Below are 13,114 nucleotides of genomic sequence, written 5' to 3' on the forward strand. Positions count from 1 at the left end.
CCTTCACGATGGCCCCGCATCCCGACGTGGGGGAGGGAGCAAGCCCGCAGTGGCCTAGCCATTGCGGGCTTTTTTATGCCTGCAGCAGCAGGAGTGGAAGCCCGGGATCCCCTGCGCGAATCCCGGCCCATGACCGTACTGCCGTCGTCCCCCGCCCTGACTCAGGGGCTTTGCCCCGCAGCATTCCAGCGCGCGGCGTGGTGCAAGACCTTTGTCGACCGCAGGGCCCCAGGCGAAAGCGGCTAGAATTGGCCCATGGCCGATACCCCCGCACGCGTGATTCCGCTCCAGGTCGTCAGTTCTTCGCCCGCTCCCCTGGAGACGGGCGCCAAACAGCTGGGGGGCGACAAGATCGGGCGTTCGCCGGTGCAGTTCGCGGACGCGCCGGTACTGCGCAAGCCGTCCTGGATCCGGGTACGCATTCCCTCCGACGGGTCGGTGGCCAAGCTGAAGGCCAAGCTGCGCGAGAACCGCCTGGTCACCGTCTGCGAAGAAGCCAGCTGCCCGAACATCCATGAGTGCTTCGGCCACGGCACGGCCACCTTCATGATCCTGGGCGAGGTCTGCACGCGGCGCTGCTCGTTCTGCGACGTCGCCCACGGCCGCCCGAAGCCGCCGGACGCGTCCGAACCGCTGAGCCTTGCCCACACCGTCGCCGACATGGGACTGAAGTACGTGGTGGTGACCAGTGTGGATCGCGACGACCTGCGCGACGGCGGTGCCCAGCATTTCGTCGACTGCATCGCCGCCATCCGCGAACACTCGCCCGCCACCCGCATCGAGATCCTGACCCCGGACTTCCGCGGCAAGGGCCGCATGGACCGCGCGCTGGAGATCCTGGCGGTCAATCCGCCGGACGTGTTCAACCACAACATCGAAACCGTGCCGGACCTGTACCCGAATGTCCGCCCCGGTGCCGACTACCAGTGGTCGCTGACGTTGCTGCAGCGATTCAAGCAGCAGCACCCGCACCTGCCCACCAAGTCCGGCATCATGCTGGGCCTGGGTGAAACCATGGAGCAGGTGCAGGCCACGCTGCGCGACCTGCGCGCGCACGACGTGGACATGGTGACCATCGGCCAGTACCTGCAGCCCACGGCCCACCACCACCCGGTGCTGCGTTACTGGACCCCGGAAGAGTTCAAGGAACTGGAGCTCTACGGCAACGCACTGGGCTTCAGCCACGTGGCGTCCGGCCCGCTGGTGCGTTCGTCCTACCACGCCGACCAGCAGGCGGCGCAGGCGGCCCACGCTGCGCAACACGCGGGCTGAATCCCGTTCCGGACCGTGACGCCGGACCACCCCGTCGGCGTCGCCATGTCCGCCTCCCGGCCATGGCACGGCCACGGTTCACCTTTTCCTACGCTCCGGCCTTTAGGCTGCCCAAAGGCAGATGACAATGCGCGCAACTTTGTGCACTGTCGGCGTGTCGAATCCGCAATCCGTTCCAGCCTGACGGGCCTCCGGGCCATGAGTACGCAATGACACTGAAGAAAGCCCCCCTCCTGCTGTTGGCCCTGGCCCTCTCGACCCCGCTGGCGCTACTTGCGCGCGGCGACGGGGACGCGGTCGCGGTGGCACCCACCACCGACCAGTCCAATACGTCCAAGCTGGTCTACGGCCTGCTGTCCGACAGCCGCTACGCGTACCGTCCGCGCCCGCTGGACGACACCCTGTCGCAGGATGTCTTCAAGCGCTATTTCGAAGCGCTGGATGGCGGCAAGCAGTTCTTCACCGCTGCCGACGTGGAGCGCTTCGCGCCCTACAGGACCAAGATGGATGATGCGATCCGCAGCGGCGATCTTGCGCCGGCCTACGAGATCTTCACCGTCTACAAGCAGCGGGTCGGCCAGCGCGTGGCATTTGCACGTGCGCTGCTGAAGCAGGACTTCGACTTCAACGGCGACGAACGCTGGGACTACGACCGCGAGGATGCGCCGTGGGCCGCCGATGGCAAGGCCCTGGATGCGATCTGGAAGAAATCGGTGATGAACGACTGGCTGCGGCTGAAGCTGGCCGGCAAGAAGCCCGACGACATCCGCAAGACGCTGGACAAGCGCTACGCCAACCTGCAGCGGAGCATCAACGAGCTGAAGACCGAGGATGTCTTCCAGACCTTCCTCAACGCCTACACCAGCGCGATCGATCCGCACACGGATTACTTCACGCCGCGCACGGCGGAGAACTTCAACCAGTCAATGTCGCTCTCGCTGGAAGGCATCGGCGCCGTGCTGCAGCGGCAGGACGATCTAGTCGCCGTCCGCGAGATCGTACCGGGTGGTCCGGCCGACCTGAGTGGCAAGCTCAAGGTGGGCGACCGCATCGTCGCCGTCGGGCAGGGCAAGTCGGGGCCGCTGACCGACGTGATCGGCTGGCGCATCGACGATGTCGTGGCGCAGATCCGTGGCAAGAAGGACACCCAGGTCCGCATCGAGTACATCCCGGTCGAGGCCGGCATCGACGGCAAGCATGCGCAGGTCACCATCACGCGCCAGAAGGTCAAGCTGGAAGAGCAGGCGGCGAAGGCGGAAACCATCACCCTGCCGGCCAGCGGGGGCGAGGCCGAGCGACGCATCGGCGTGATCAAGCTGCCGGCGTTCTACCAGGACTTCGAAGGCCGTCGCCGCAACCCCAACGATTTCAATTCCGCTACCCGCGACATCGCCAAGCTGCTGGTGCAGTTCAAGGCACAGGGCGTGGATGGCGTGATCATGGATCTGCGCAACAACGGCGGCGGCTCGCTGGACGAGGCGGTGGAACTCACCGGCCTGTTCATCGACAAGGGCCCGGTCGTGCAGGTGCGCGAGTCGGGCGGCCGCGTGACGGTCAACAGCGACCGCAAGACCGGAGTGGCCTGGGAAGGTCCGCTGGCGGTGCTGATCAACCGTGGTTCGGCCTCGGCGTCGGAAATCTTCGCGGGCGCCATCCAGGATTACGGGCGTGGCCTGGTGATCGGCGAAACCAGCTTCGGCAAGGGCACCGTGCAGAACATGGTGGACCTGGACCGCTGGCCTGCCAACGAAGCGCCGCGCTTCGGCTCGGTGAAGCTGACCATCGCCCAGTTCTTCCGCGTGGCCGGTGGCAGCACCCAGCACAAGGGCGTGGTGCCGGACATCGCGTTCCCGGTGAGCGTGGACGCCAGCGAGTACGGCGAGAGCACCTACGACAACGCATTGCCGTGGACCCGCATCGCCGCCGTGCCGCACACGCAGTACGGCAACTTCGCGCCGCTGCTGCCCCGTCTGGAGGCTTTGCACGCGGCGCGGTCGGCCAAGGACAAGGAGTTCCAGTGGTGGTCGGAAGACGTGGCCCAGTTCCGTGCCGAAGCGGCGAAGAAATATGTTTCGCTCAACGAGGCCGAGCGCCGCGCAGAGCGTGACCGCCAGGAAGTGCAGCGCAAGCAGCGGCAGGCCGAACGCAAGGCATTGGGCCTGGCATTGGATCCGTTGGCCGAAGACCTCGCCGATGACGGGCTGGGCGCTTCCGAGCGCGACATCGTGAAGGATGCGCAGCGCGAGAAGCTGGCCGACAAGCGTCCGGACCCGTTGCTGCGCGAATCCGCCGCGATCCTCTCCGACGCCATCGGCATCCTCGGCCAGGACCGCAAGCTCTCCGCGCAGGTGTTGCCGGATTCGCCGGGTCCGGGTCGCTGGGCCGAATGATCGCTCTGTAGGAGGGGCTTTGGCCCCCGATGCCCTTCGATCGGTGTCGCGCGGTCCTGGAGGTGTGTTTGGGGCTGGTTTTCAGCCGGCCCACTGGCCAGCCCTTCCCGTGGAAGATCTTCGGGGCTGAAGGCACGCCAGGCACAAGATCCGGATAGCGCCCCCCTAGCGTGCGCCGTAGTCTGGGCGCATGGACACCATGTCACGCCGATCGCTTCCCGAACCCGCCCGCGCCGGCCTCGCCGATCCCCTGGAGGCGGCGCGTCGCCTTCTCGACCAAGGCGATCCCTCGCTGGCCGAACTGGCGGCGCATACCGGTCTCAGTGCTTCGCATCTGCAGCGGCGCTTCCGTGCGCGCTTCGGACTGAGTCCGGCCGAATACCTGGCGAGGAAAAAGCTGGGGACGCTGAAGCATGCGTTGCGGGAAGGCAGTGACGTCACCACCGCGTTGTATGACGCCGGCTATGGCTCGCCCTCGCGGCTGTACGAACAGGGCGCGGCGAAGCTGGGCATGACCCCGGCCACGTATCGCGCTGGCGGCCGCGGCATGACGATCCGCTGGGCCATTGTCGATACCGTCCTCGGTCGTGCGCTGGTGGCGGCCACCGAGCGCGGCATCTGCGCGGTGGAACTGGGTGACGACGACGCGGCACTGGAGCAACGGCTGCGCGCAGAGTTTCCGCAGGCGCAGCTGGAAGGCGTCGAAGCCGGTCGCGACGAATTCCTCGCTCCCCGCCTGCGCGCCGTTGCCGAACGCCTGGCGGGGCGCGATACGGCGGTGCCGGTGGACCTGCTGGGCACGGGGTTCCAGCAGCGCGTGTGGGAGGCGCTGATGAAGATTCCCGCAGGCGAGACGGTCAGCTATGCCGGACTGGCCCGCACGCTGGGGGCACCCCGCGCGGCGCGCGCGGTTGCCAGCGCCTGCGCACACAACCGCATCGCGGTGGTGGTGCCTTGCCATCGGGTGATCCGGGGCGATGGCTCGCTGGGTGGCTATCGCTGGGGGCTGCCCCGCAAGCAGGAGTTGCTCGCGCGGGAGCGCGGTTGAACGGCGACGGATTCTGTTCCTGCGACAACGGAGATACAGGCTTGAGCGGGATTCAAGCCGGGTCGGAAACGTTTCAAGCAGTCGAGGACATCGGCGCCACGCCGTGTGCCCGCGAGTGGCCTAGAATTGCATGACGCCGAACTCCCCCACGGTTCCCATGACCTCTTCCGTTTCCACCGCCGCGCCTGCACGTGGCGGGTTGGCCGTCGCTGCCGCCCTGGCCATCGTCTACGTGGTCTGGGGTTCGACCTACCTGGGCATCCGCTTCGCGCTGGAAGGTGGTTTCCCGCCGTTGCTGATGGTGTCGGGCAGCCGCTTCGTCGTTGCCGGCCTGGTGCTGTTCCTGTTCCTTCGCTGGCGCGGCGTCACGGCGCCGACGCGCGCGCAGTGGAAGAACCTGCTGGTGATGGGCGCGTTGCTGCTGCTGATGGGCAACGGCATGGTGGTGCTGGCCGAACAGACGGTGTCGTCCGGCCTGGCCGCCGTCGCGGTGGCCTCGATGCCGTTGTGGATGGGCCTGTTCGGTGCGATGCGCGGGCAACATCCGACGCGCGGGGAATGGCTGGGGATCATCATCGGGTTCGCCGGCGTGGTGTGGCTCAATGCGGGCAGTTCGCTGACAGGGTCGCCGGTCGGCCTGGTGCTGTTGCTGATCGCGCCGATCGCATGGGCCTATGGCTCGGTGTGGTCGCGCGGCCGCGACCTGCCGTCGCCTTTCATGACCGCCGCTGCGCAGATGCTGGCGGCGGGCGTGATGCTGGTGCTCGCCGGGCTGCTGCATGGTGAGCGTTTCAACACGGCGGAGTGGACAGTGACGGGCGCGCTGGCCGTTGCCTACCTGGCGGTGTTCGGTTCCATCATCGCGTTCACGGCCTACGTCTGGCTGCTTCACCATGCGCGCCCCGTGCTGGTGGGCAGCTATGCCTACGTCAATCCGGTGATCGCGGTGGCGCTGGGTGCCTTCATTGCCGGCGAGACGTTCACTTCGCACGATATCGGCGCCATGGTGGTGATCCTGGCGGGCGTGGTGGTCATCACCCTGGCGCGCGCGCGGCAAGCGAAATGAGTGCGGCAGCCATCGACCGCAGAGGGCTGGCGATCACCGCCGGCACGTTCCTGATCTGGGGCGTGGTGCCGCTGTACTGGCATCTGCTCAAGGCGGTGCCATCGTTCCAGATCATCGCGCACCGCATCGTGTGGAGCGCGGTGCTGGTGATCGGCTGGCTGTTGCTCAAGAACGGACGCAACTGGTGGAAGCAGGTGCGTGCGCAACCGCGCGCCGTGCCGTGGCTGGGCGTCAGCAGCCTGCTGATCGCGTTCAACTGGGGCCTGTACATCTGGGCGGTGAACGCAGGCCATGTGGTCGAGACCAGCCTGGGGTACTTCATCAATCCGCTGATCAACGTGGTGCTGGGCGTGCTGGTATTGCGTGAGCGCCTGTCGCCCGCGCAATGGATCGCGGTGGGTTTTGCGCTTGTCGGCGTGGCGTGGCTCACGCTGCAGTCCGGTTCACCGCCCTGGATCGCGCTGGGTCTGGCGTTCTCGTTCGGTCTGTATGGGCTGGTGCGCAAGCTGGTGGCGGTGGACCCGGTCGCCGGGCTGGGCGTCGAGAGCCTCTACCTGTTCCTGCCCGCGCTGGCCTACGTGGCCTGGGGCGAGTTCGGCTACGGTGGCGGCTTCGTCAGCGGCTATGGCTGGAAGAACGATCTGCTGCTGGTGTTCGGCGGCGTGGTGACGGCGGTGCCGCTGATCGGGTTCGCCTACGGCGTGCGGCGCATTCCGTTGTCGGTGGTGGGCCTGCTGCAGTACATCGCGCCCAGCATCCAGTTCCTGATCGGCGTGCTGGTGTTCGAGGAAGCCTTCGGCGTGGAGCGTGCGATCGGCTTTGCAGCCATCTGGACGGGCCTGCTGATCTTCGCCAGCGATGGACTGTGGCGCGCACGCCGTCGCGATGTGCTCGCGACGGCGACCCCGGGCAAGTAGTTCAGCCCGACGTCTTCGCGGCGGGGGCGGGGCAAGGCCCGCCTGCATCGGCCCAGGTCTTGAATGCGGCGACGAACTGGTCGTGCGGCACCGGCACGGGTGCGCGTTCGCCACCGGGATTCCAACCCCAGAGCACCAGCTTGTCTTCCGCCACGTGCTTGGTGAGCGCAGCGAAGTCGCGGCCGCCATTGCGCTTCTTGTCCTGGATCATCGCGCACAGCTGATCGGCGGGCAGGCCGATCCAGGCCATCTTGTGGTCCGGCGGCGGCAGCGACCAGTGCGGCGCCCCCGGCGGTGCATGCGGCCCGTAGCTGGCTGGCGGATTGGCTTCGTTGTGGCAGGTCGAGCACGGTTGCCCGGGCGCGCCCTTGCCTTCCGGACCGCGCACCACGTTCATCGCGTGCGGTGTCTGCGCGTCGAACTGCAACGGCTGGTCGCCCGGAATATGGCAGTTGCTGCAGCGGGGGTGCTGGAACACCTTCTCGATGGTGGCGAAGGCGGTCAGCGCCTGCGCCTTCTGCTCCTCGCTGATGCGGGGGTCGCAGGCGGTGAGCAGGAGAACGGTCAACGACATCAGCGCGATGCGCATGGCGGTCTCCTCAGGCGGCCGGTGCGGGGGTGGCAGCAACGGGCAGTTGCAGGGGAAGTTCGCGCAAACGCTGTCCGGTCAGGGCGAACACGGCGTTGGCCACGGCGGGTGCGATCGGCGGCGTACCGGGCTCGCCCACGCCGCCCATCCTGTCGGTGCTCGGCACGATGTGGACCTCGATCTTCGGCATCTCGTGCATGCGCAGCACGCGATAGTCGTGGTAGTTGGATTCCTGCACCTGGCCCTCCTTGAGTGTCAGCGCGGAATGCAGCGTGGCGCCGAGCCCGAAGACGATGCCGGATTCCATCTGCGCCGCGACGGCGGCGGGATTGACCGCCACGCCGCAGTCGATTGCGCAGACCACGCGGTGCACGCGGATCCGGCCATCCTCCACCGACACCTCGGCGACCTGCGCGACGTAGCTGCCGAACGATTCGTGCACGGCGATGCCGCGTCCGCGTCCTTGGGTGGCGGGCGTCGCCCAGCCGGCCTTTTCCGCGGCCAGGTTCAGTGCGGCCAGATGGCGCGGATGGTCCTTCAGCAGGGCACGCCGGTACTCCACCGGATCCTTGCCGGCCGCATGCGCCAGTTCGTCGACGAAACTCTCCATCACGAAGCCGTTGACGCTGTGGCCTACCGAGCGCCACCACAGCACGGGGATGCCGGTCTTCGGCGAATGCAGGTCCACCCTGTGCGCGGGCGTGCCGAGCACGTAGGGCGAGTTGGCGACGCCTTCGGTCGAGGTGGCATCGATGCCGTCCTTGACCATCATCGCTTCCATGAAGGTGCCGGCCATGATGGATTGGCCCACCATCACCTGGTGCCATGCGACAGGCGTGCCGTCTTCGCCCAGGCCCACCTTGATCTTTTCGACGAACGCGGACCGGTAGTAACCGCCGCGCGTGTCGTCCTCGCGCGTCCATACCGTCTTGACCGGCGCTTTCGCGGCCTTGGCCACGTGCACGGCTTCGGACACCACGTCCGAGTCGGGCGTGGCGCGACGCCCGAAGCCGCCGCCCAGGAAAGGCGTGTGGATGCGGACTTTCTCGGGGGGGATGCCGAGGATCTTCGCGGTGCTGTTCTGGTCCAGGGTGGGGAACTGCGTGCCGCACCAGATGTCGCACTCGCCGTCGCCGATCTTGACGGTGCAGTTCAAGGGTTCCATCGCCGCGTGTGCGAGGTACGGCACGGCGTATTCGGCATCGACCGTCTTCGCGGCCTTGCCGAGTTCGGCAATGACATCACCGGCGCGCACGGCGGTCGGGCCGTCGGTGGTCGCCAGTTGGGAGAACTCCTGACGCAGCGTCGCGCTGTCGAGCTTGGCGCCGTCGCCGGCTTCCCACACCACCTGCAATGCGTCGCGGCCCAGTTTCGCCGCCCAGAAGTGGTTCGCCACCACGGCCACGCCGCTGGGCACCTGCACCACGTCGCGCACGCCGGGCACGGCGCGCGCGGCGGTGGCATCGAAGGTCTTGACCTTGCCGCCGAACACCGGCGAACGCAGCACCACGGCGGTCAGCAGGCCGTCGAACTGCACGTCCATGCCGAACACCGCACGCCCGGTGATCTTCTCCGGCGTATCCAGCCGCTTGGTCGCCTTGCCGATCAGGCGCCAGTCCTTCGGGTCGCGCAGTTTCAGCGACGCAGGATCGGGCGCGGTGAGCTTGCCGGCGGCATCGGCGAGTTCGCCATAGCGCAGGCGCTGGTTGCCGGAGACCACGGCGCCGTTCTCGGTACGCAATTGCGCCACCGGCACGTTGAGGCGGGTCGCGGCCGCCTGCAGCAGCATCGCCCGGGCGACGGCGCCGGCCTGGCGGTAACGGTCGAACTCCGACCACGTGGTGGTCGATCCGCCCGTGCCCTGCATGCCGAACACGGGGCTGGTGTAGGCCTTGTCGGCCGGACCGTGTTCGACACGGACCTTCGACCAGTCCGCGTCCAGTTCCTCCGCGATCAGCATCGGCAGGGTGGTCCAGATGCCCTGGCCCATTTCGGCATGCGCGAGCAGCACGGTGATCGAATCGTCCGCGGCGATGCGCAGGAACGCATTGGGCACGAACGCAGCGGCGGCAGCGGGCTGGCCCTCCTGCGCCCAGGCGAAGCGGTGGGCGCCGGGAACGGCGATGCCGACGACCAGTCCGCCGCCGACGAGGGCGGTGGAGCGCAGGAAGTCGCGGCGCGACGATTTCAGTTCAAGGTTCACGGACACGACCTCCGTCGAACATCGGATCGGGGCCACGGCGCAAGGAGCGCCGTGGATGCATGGGGATCAGGCCTTGCCCAGTTCCGCCGCGCGATGCACGGCGGCGCGGATGCGCTGGTACGTGCCGCAGCGGCACAGGTTGCCGGAGAGCGCCTGGTCGATGTCGCTGTCGGTGGGCGCGGGCACCACTGCCAGCAACGCCACCGCCGACATGATCTGGCCGGACTGGCAGTAACCGCACTGCACCACGTCCAGTTCCGCCCACGCCTTCTGCACCGGATGCGAGCCGTCGGCCGACAGGCCTTCGATGGTGGTGATCTTCTTGCCGGCGACGGCGGAAGCGGGCGTGATGCAGGCACGGAGCGGCGAGCCATCGACATGCACCGTGCAGGCGCCGCACTGTGCGATGCCGCAACCGAACTTGGTGCCGGTCAATCCCATCAGGTCGCGCAGGACCCACAACAGCGGCATGTCATCCGGCGCATCGATGTCGCGCTCGGAACCGTTGACGTTCAACTTCATGGTGTCTCCCTGGCGGCGGCGTGGGACCGGCTGACGATACTCCGCGGAAACGTGCCGTGCCAGTGAAGGCGGGGGCCGATGCTTGCATGATCCTGCGGGATCATTGCCCGATGCGCGGATCGCCGCGGGAGGCGTTGCCTTCGGCCCCGTGCTTGCGCCATCGTGGCCGGCATGTCCGTCCACCGCCACCCGCTGGAAGTATCCGCGCGCGCCAGCGAGGCCGCCGATGGCAGCGCCTTGGTGGTCGTGACCGCCACCGAAGGCTCCACCTATGTCCGCCAGGGTGCGATGGCGGTGTTCGCGGCGGACGATGCGCAGACCGGCTGGCTGAGCGGAGGCTGCCTGGAACCGGAGATCGCGCGGCGTGCCCGCCATGCGGTCGCCGAAGGGCACCTCGATGCGATGGAGATCGACACGCGCGATGACGAGGACCTGCTGGCAGGCTCCGCCGTCGGCTGTCGTGGTCGCCTGCATCTGGCGCTGCTGCCGCTGGACCGCATGCCGGGCTGGTCGCGTGCGGTGCAGGCGTGGTGGCAGGGAGAGGGGCCGCTTTCGCTCCGCGTATCCGCCGGGGGCGAGGTGCAGGCGCGGGTGGGCGACATCTGCCTGGACTGGCGCTTGCCACTGGCAGCGTCCGGGGCGATCGGGAACACCGCGGGCGATGTGGTCGTTTCACCGCCGCCGCGCGTGGCGATCTTCGGCGCCGGTCCCGAAACGTCACCGCTGGTGGGCTGGCTGCGCCAGCTCGGTTGGCACGTCACCGTGGTGGAGCGGCGCGCGCGCTGGATTCCCGATACCGATATCGCGGATGCATGGCTGATGCGCGCGCCCGACGAAGCGCTTCGCGTGCTGCGGCCCGCGCCGCATGCAGCGCTGGTGATGCATCACCATTTCGAACATGATCGCGAAGCGCTGGTGGCGCTGGCGCAAGCCCCCATTCCGTTCATTGGTCTGCTCGGCCCGGTGCGCCGGCGCGAAGACCTGCTGCGGGTGATTCCCGCGCACCTGCATGGCGTGCTGTCGCAGCGACTGCGTTCGCCGATCGGCCTGAAACTGGGTGGCCAGGGACCGGAGGCGATCGCATTGAGCATCGCCGCGCAGCTGCAGGCCTGGCATCACGGCGAATCGGCATGAGCGCGTTGCACGCGGCGGTCGTGCTGGCCGCAGGCGGCAGCCGTCGGCTCGGGCGGCCGAAGCAGCTGCTTACGCGTGACGGAGAAGCACTGGTGCATCGCGTGGCCCGGCTTGCACTGGAGTCCGGTGCGTCGCGTGTGCTCGTCATCATCGGTGCACGGGCGGACGACATGCGTGCCGCGTTGGCGGACCTGCCGGTCGAATGCGTGGTCAACCCCGCTTGGTCATCCGGCATGGCGGGCAGCGTGCGCGTGGCGGCGGAAACGCTGGCGACACATGCGGGCGCCACCTTCCTGCTCGCCTGCGATCAGCCTGCGCTGGAGGCCACGCATCTGCGTGGATTGCGGGAGGCCGCGCAACGCGCGGATGCAGGATCGGCGGCAACGCGGTTCGGCGACCGGCTCGGTATTCCGGCGCTCGTATCGCCTGCCATGCTGCGTCAGGCGCGGACATTGCCGGATGGCGATCGCGGATTGCGCGACGTGCTCAGCGCCACGGATGCGGGGGTCGCGGCCTGCGACGCTCCCGGCCTGGAGCACGACATCGACACGCCCGATGATGTGGCGGTCGCCGTGGCGAAGGGGTGGCTGGACCCGGTGGATGCGTGATGAAGGAACAGGCACCGGCGCAGGCCGGTGCCTGTCATGGCGGGGTCAGATCGCGCGCAACGCCTGCGTGATCGGCAGCCGTGCCGCGCGCAGCGCGGGGAACAGGCCGCCCACCAGGCCGATACCCAGCGCCCACTTCAGGCCGCTCCACAACAGCTCCGGCGTCACCTTGAACTGGAACACCACCTGGCTGAAGTTCGACCCCAACGTCGCCACGCTGTAGCCATTGAAGATGGCCCAGGCGATCAGTCCGCCCAGTACGCCGCCCAGCAGGGCCAGCAGCATCGTTTCCAGCATCACCGCCATCACCACCGGCAGTCCGCGGAAGCCGATCGCGCGCATGGTGGCGATCTCGCGTGCGCGTCCGGCGACGGCCGCGTACATCGTGTTCAACGCGCCGAACACGGCACCCACCGCCATGATCGCGCCGATGACGATGCTGAGCCAGGTGATGATCGTGGTCAGCTGCCGGGTCTGCTTGGAGTAATAGTCCTGCGTGGTCTGCACGTCCAGCTTCAGCCGCGGGTCGTCGTCCAGGGCGGCTTTCAGCTTCGCGAAACCCTCCTTGCCGTCCAGTCCCACGGTGACGGACTGGAAGGCACGCCGGTCGTACGCCGACGAGAGCGTTTCGATGTCCGTCCACAGTTCCGAGTCGAAGGCATCGCCGGCGGCGAACACGCCCACCACCGTCCAGTCCTGGTTGCCCAGCTTGATGGTCTTGCCTACATCCAGCCCGCGGTACTGCCCTTTCGCGCCCTGGCCCACCACGATCTCGCGCACGCCCACGTTGAACTTGCGGCCCTCGATGATCCTGATGTTCGGCCGGATGGCCCATGCCGCATCGCTGACGCCGCGGAACTGCGCGTTGGCGTCCTCACCGGTGCTGGCGGTGGGCAGGTTGACCACCTGCGACAGCTCGCCCGACACCACCGCACGGCCCTGCGCGTCCTTGGCGATGCCGGGCAGGCTGCCGATCAGCGGCGACTGGTCGCGGGTGATGACGGAATTGGTTTCCGCCTGCGAACCGCCGCGCAGCAGGATGGCGGTGGTCTCGTTGCCGGTCTGCTTGAGCGTGGCCTCGAAGCCCGCGCCCATCGCCAGCATCGCCACCAGCACGCCGACCACGCCGGCAATGCCCACGATGATCACCGACGATGCGCCCCAGCGCTGCGGCAGGCTGGCGATGCCGATGCGGGTCGCCGCCAGTGCGACGCGGCCGGTGCGGGTGAAGGCCAGCCACAGGCCCAGCAGCACGACGACGCCCAGCACGCCCTGCCAGGGCAACATGATCCACGCCACCAGTCCCAGCACGATGCAGACCACCGCGATCAGGTTTCCGATCCAGAAATTCTTCTTCATCGCGTT

General features: G+C 68.0%; 11 protein-coding genes. 7 read left to right on the plus strand and 4 right to left on the minus strand.

Annotated features, from left to right (window positions below):
* Positions 1-255: 255 nt before the first annotated feature.
* The 5 genes from lipA to rarD all read left to right on the plus strand — a co-directional run bounded on the left by lipA (position 256) and on the right by rarD (position 6,693).
* Positions 256-1,272: a lipoyl synthase gene (gene lipA, locus AC3DET_RS12900; protein ID WP_446538379.1), complete on the plus strand. Its 1,017-nt coding sequence runs from the start codon at positions 256-258 to the stop codon at positions 1,270-1,272.
* 209 nt (positions 1,273-1,481) lie between these two features.
* Positions 1,482-3,662: a carboxy terminal-processing peptidase gene (locus AC3DET_RS12905; protein WP_446538378.1), complete on the plus strand. Its 2,181-nt coding sequence runs from the start codon at positions 1,482-1,484 to the stop codon at positions 3,660-3,662.
* A gap of 199 nt (positions 3,663-3,861) precedes the next feature.
* Complete coding sequence (locus tag AC3DET_RS12910) at positions 3,862-4,710, plus strand: methylated-DNA--[protein]-cysteine S-methyltransferase (protein ID WP_488391888.1); 849 nt, start codon at positions 3,862-3,864, stop codon at positions 4,708-4,710.
* A gap of 157 nt (positions 4,711-4,867) precedes the next feature.
* Complete coding sequence (yedA, locus tag AC3DET_RS12915; RefSeq protein ID WP_337731735.1) at positions 4,868-5,776, plus strand: drug/metabolite exporter YedA; 909 nt, start codon at positions 4,868-4,870, stop codon at positions 5,774-5,776.
* Entirely contained in the window at positions 5,773-6,693 is a 921-nt protein-coding gene (rarD, locus tag AC3DET_RS12920) for an EamA family transporter RarD (RefSeq protein ID WP_488391889.1), read from the plus strand. The genes yedA and rarD overlap by 4 nt, the downstream gene beginning before the upstream one ends.
* A gap of 1 nt (position 6,694) precedes the next feature.
* On the opposite strand, the gene AC3DET_RS12925 is transcribed toward rarD, so the two are convergent.
* From AC3DET_RS12925 to AC3DET_RS12935, 3 genes are all read right to left on the minus strand, one after another.
* The gene (locus tag AC3DET_RS12925) at positions 6,695-7,282 is read right to left on the minus strand and encodes a hypothetical protein (protein ID WP_488391890.1); all 588 of its coding nucleotides are present in this window, start codon (positions 7,280-7,282) and stop codon (positions 6,695-6,697) included.
* A gap of 10 nt (positions 7,283-7,292) precedes the next feature.
* On the minus strand, positions 7,293-9,485 hold the full coding sequence (locus AC3DET_RS12930) for a xanthine dehydrogenase family protein molybdopterin-binding subunit (protein WP_488391891.1): 2,193 nt from the start codon (positions 9,483-9,485) through the stop codon (positions 7,293-7,295).
* A gap of 66 nt (positions 9,486-9,551) precedes the next feature.
* Positions 9,552-10,007, minus strand: coding sequence for a (2Fe-2S)-binding protein (locus AC3DET_RS12935; protein ID WP_488391892.1), 456 nt, complete (start codon positions 10,005-10,007; stop codon positions 9,552-9,554).
* A gap of 171 nt (positions 10,008-10,178) precedes the next feature.
* Here AC3DET_RS12935 and AC3DET_RS12940 point away from each other — a divergent pair, with 171 nt between their 5' ends.
* On the plus strand, positions 10,179-11,141 hold the full coding sequence (locus AC3DET_RS12940; RefSeq protein WP_488391893.1) for an XdhC family protein: 963 nt from the start codon (positions 10,179-10,181) through the stop codon (positions 11,139-11,141).
* A complete protein-coding gene (locus AC3DET_RS12945) occupies positions 11,138-11,749 on the plus strand; it encodes a nucleotidyltransferase family protein (protein WP_488391894.1) in 612 nt (203 codons plus the stop codon). Before AC3DET_RS12940 ends, AC3DET_RS12945 begins: the two co-directional genes overlap by 4 nt.
* Before the next feature lie 45 nt (positions 11,750-11,794).
* Here the strand turns inward: AC3DET_RS12945 and AC3DET_RS12950 are convergent, their stop codons facing one another.
* On the minus strand, positions 11,795-13,108 hold the full coding sequence (locus AC3DET_RS12950; protein ID WP_337731729.1) for an ABC transporter permease: 1,314 nt from the start codon (positions 13,106-13,108) through the stop codon (positions 11,795-11,797).
* Positions 13,109-13,114 lie beyond the last annotated feature (6 nt).

Source organism: Pseudoxanthomonas sp. 97-1-1 (genome assembly GCF_057773125.1).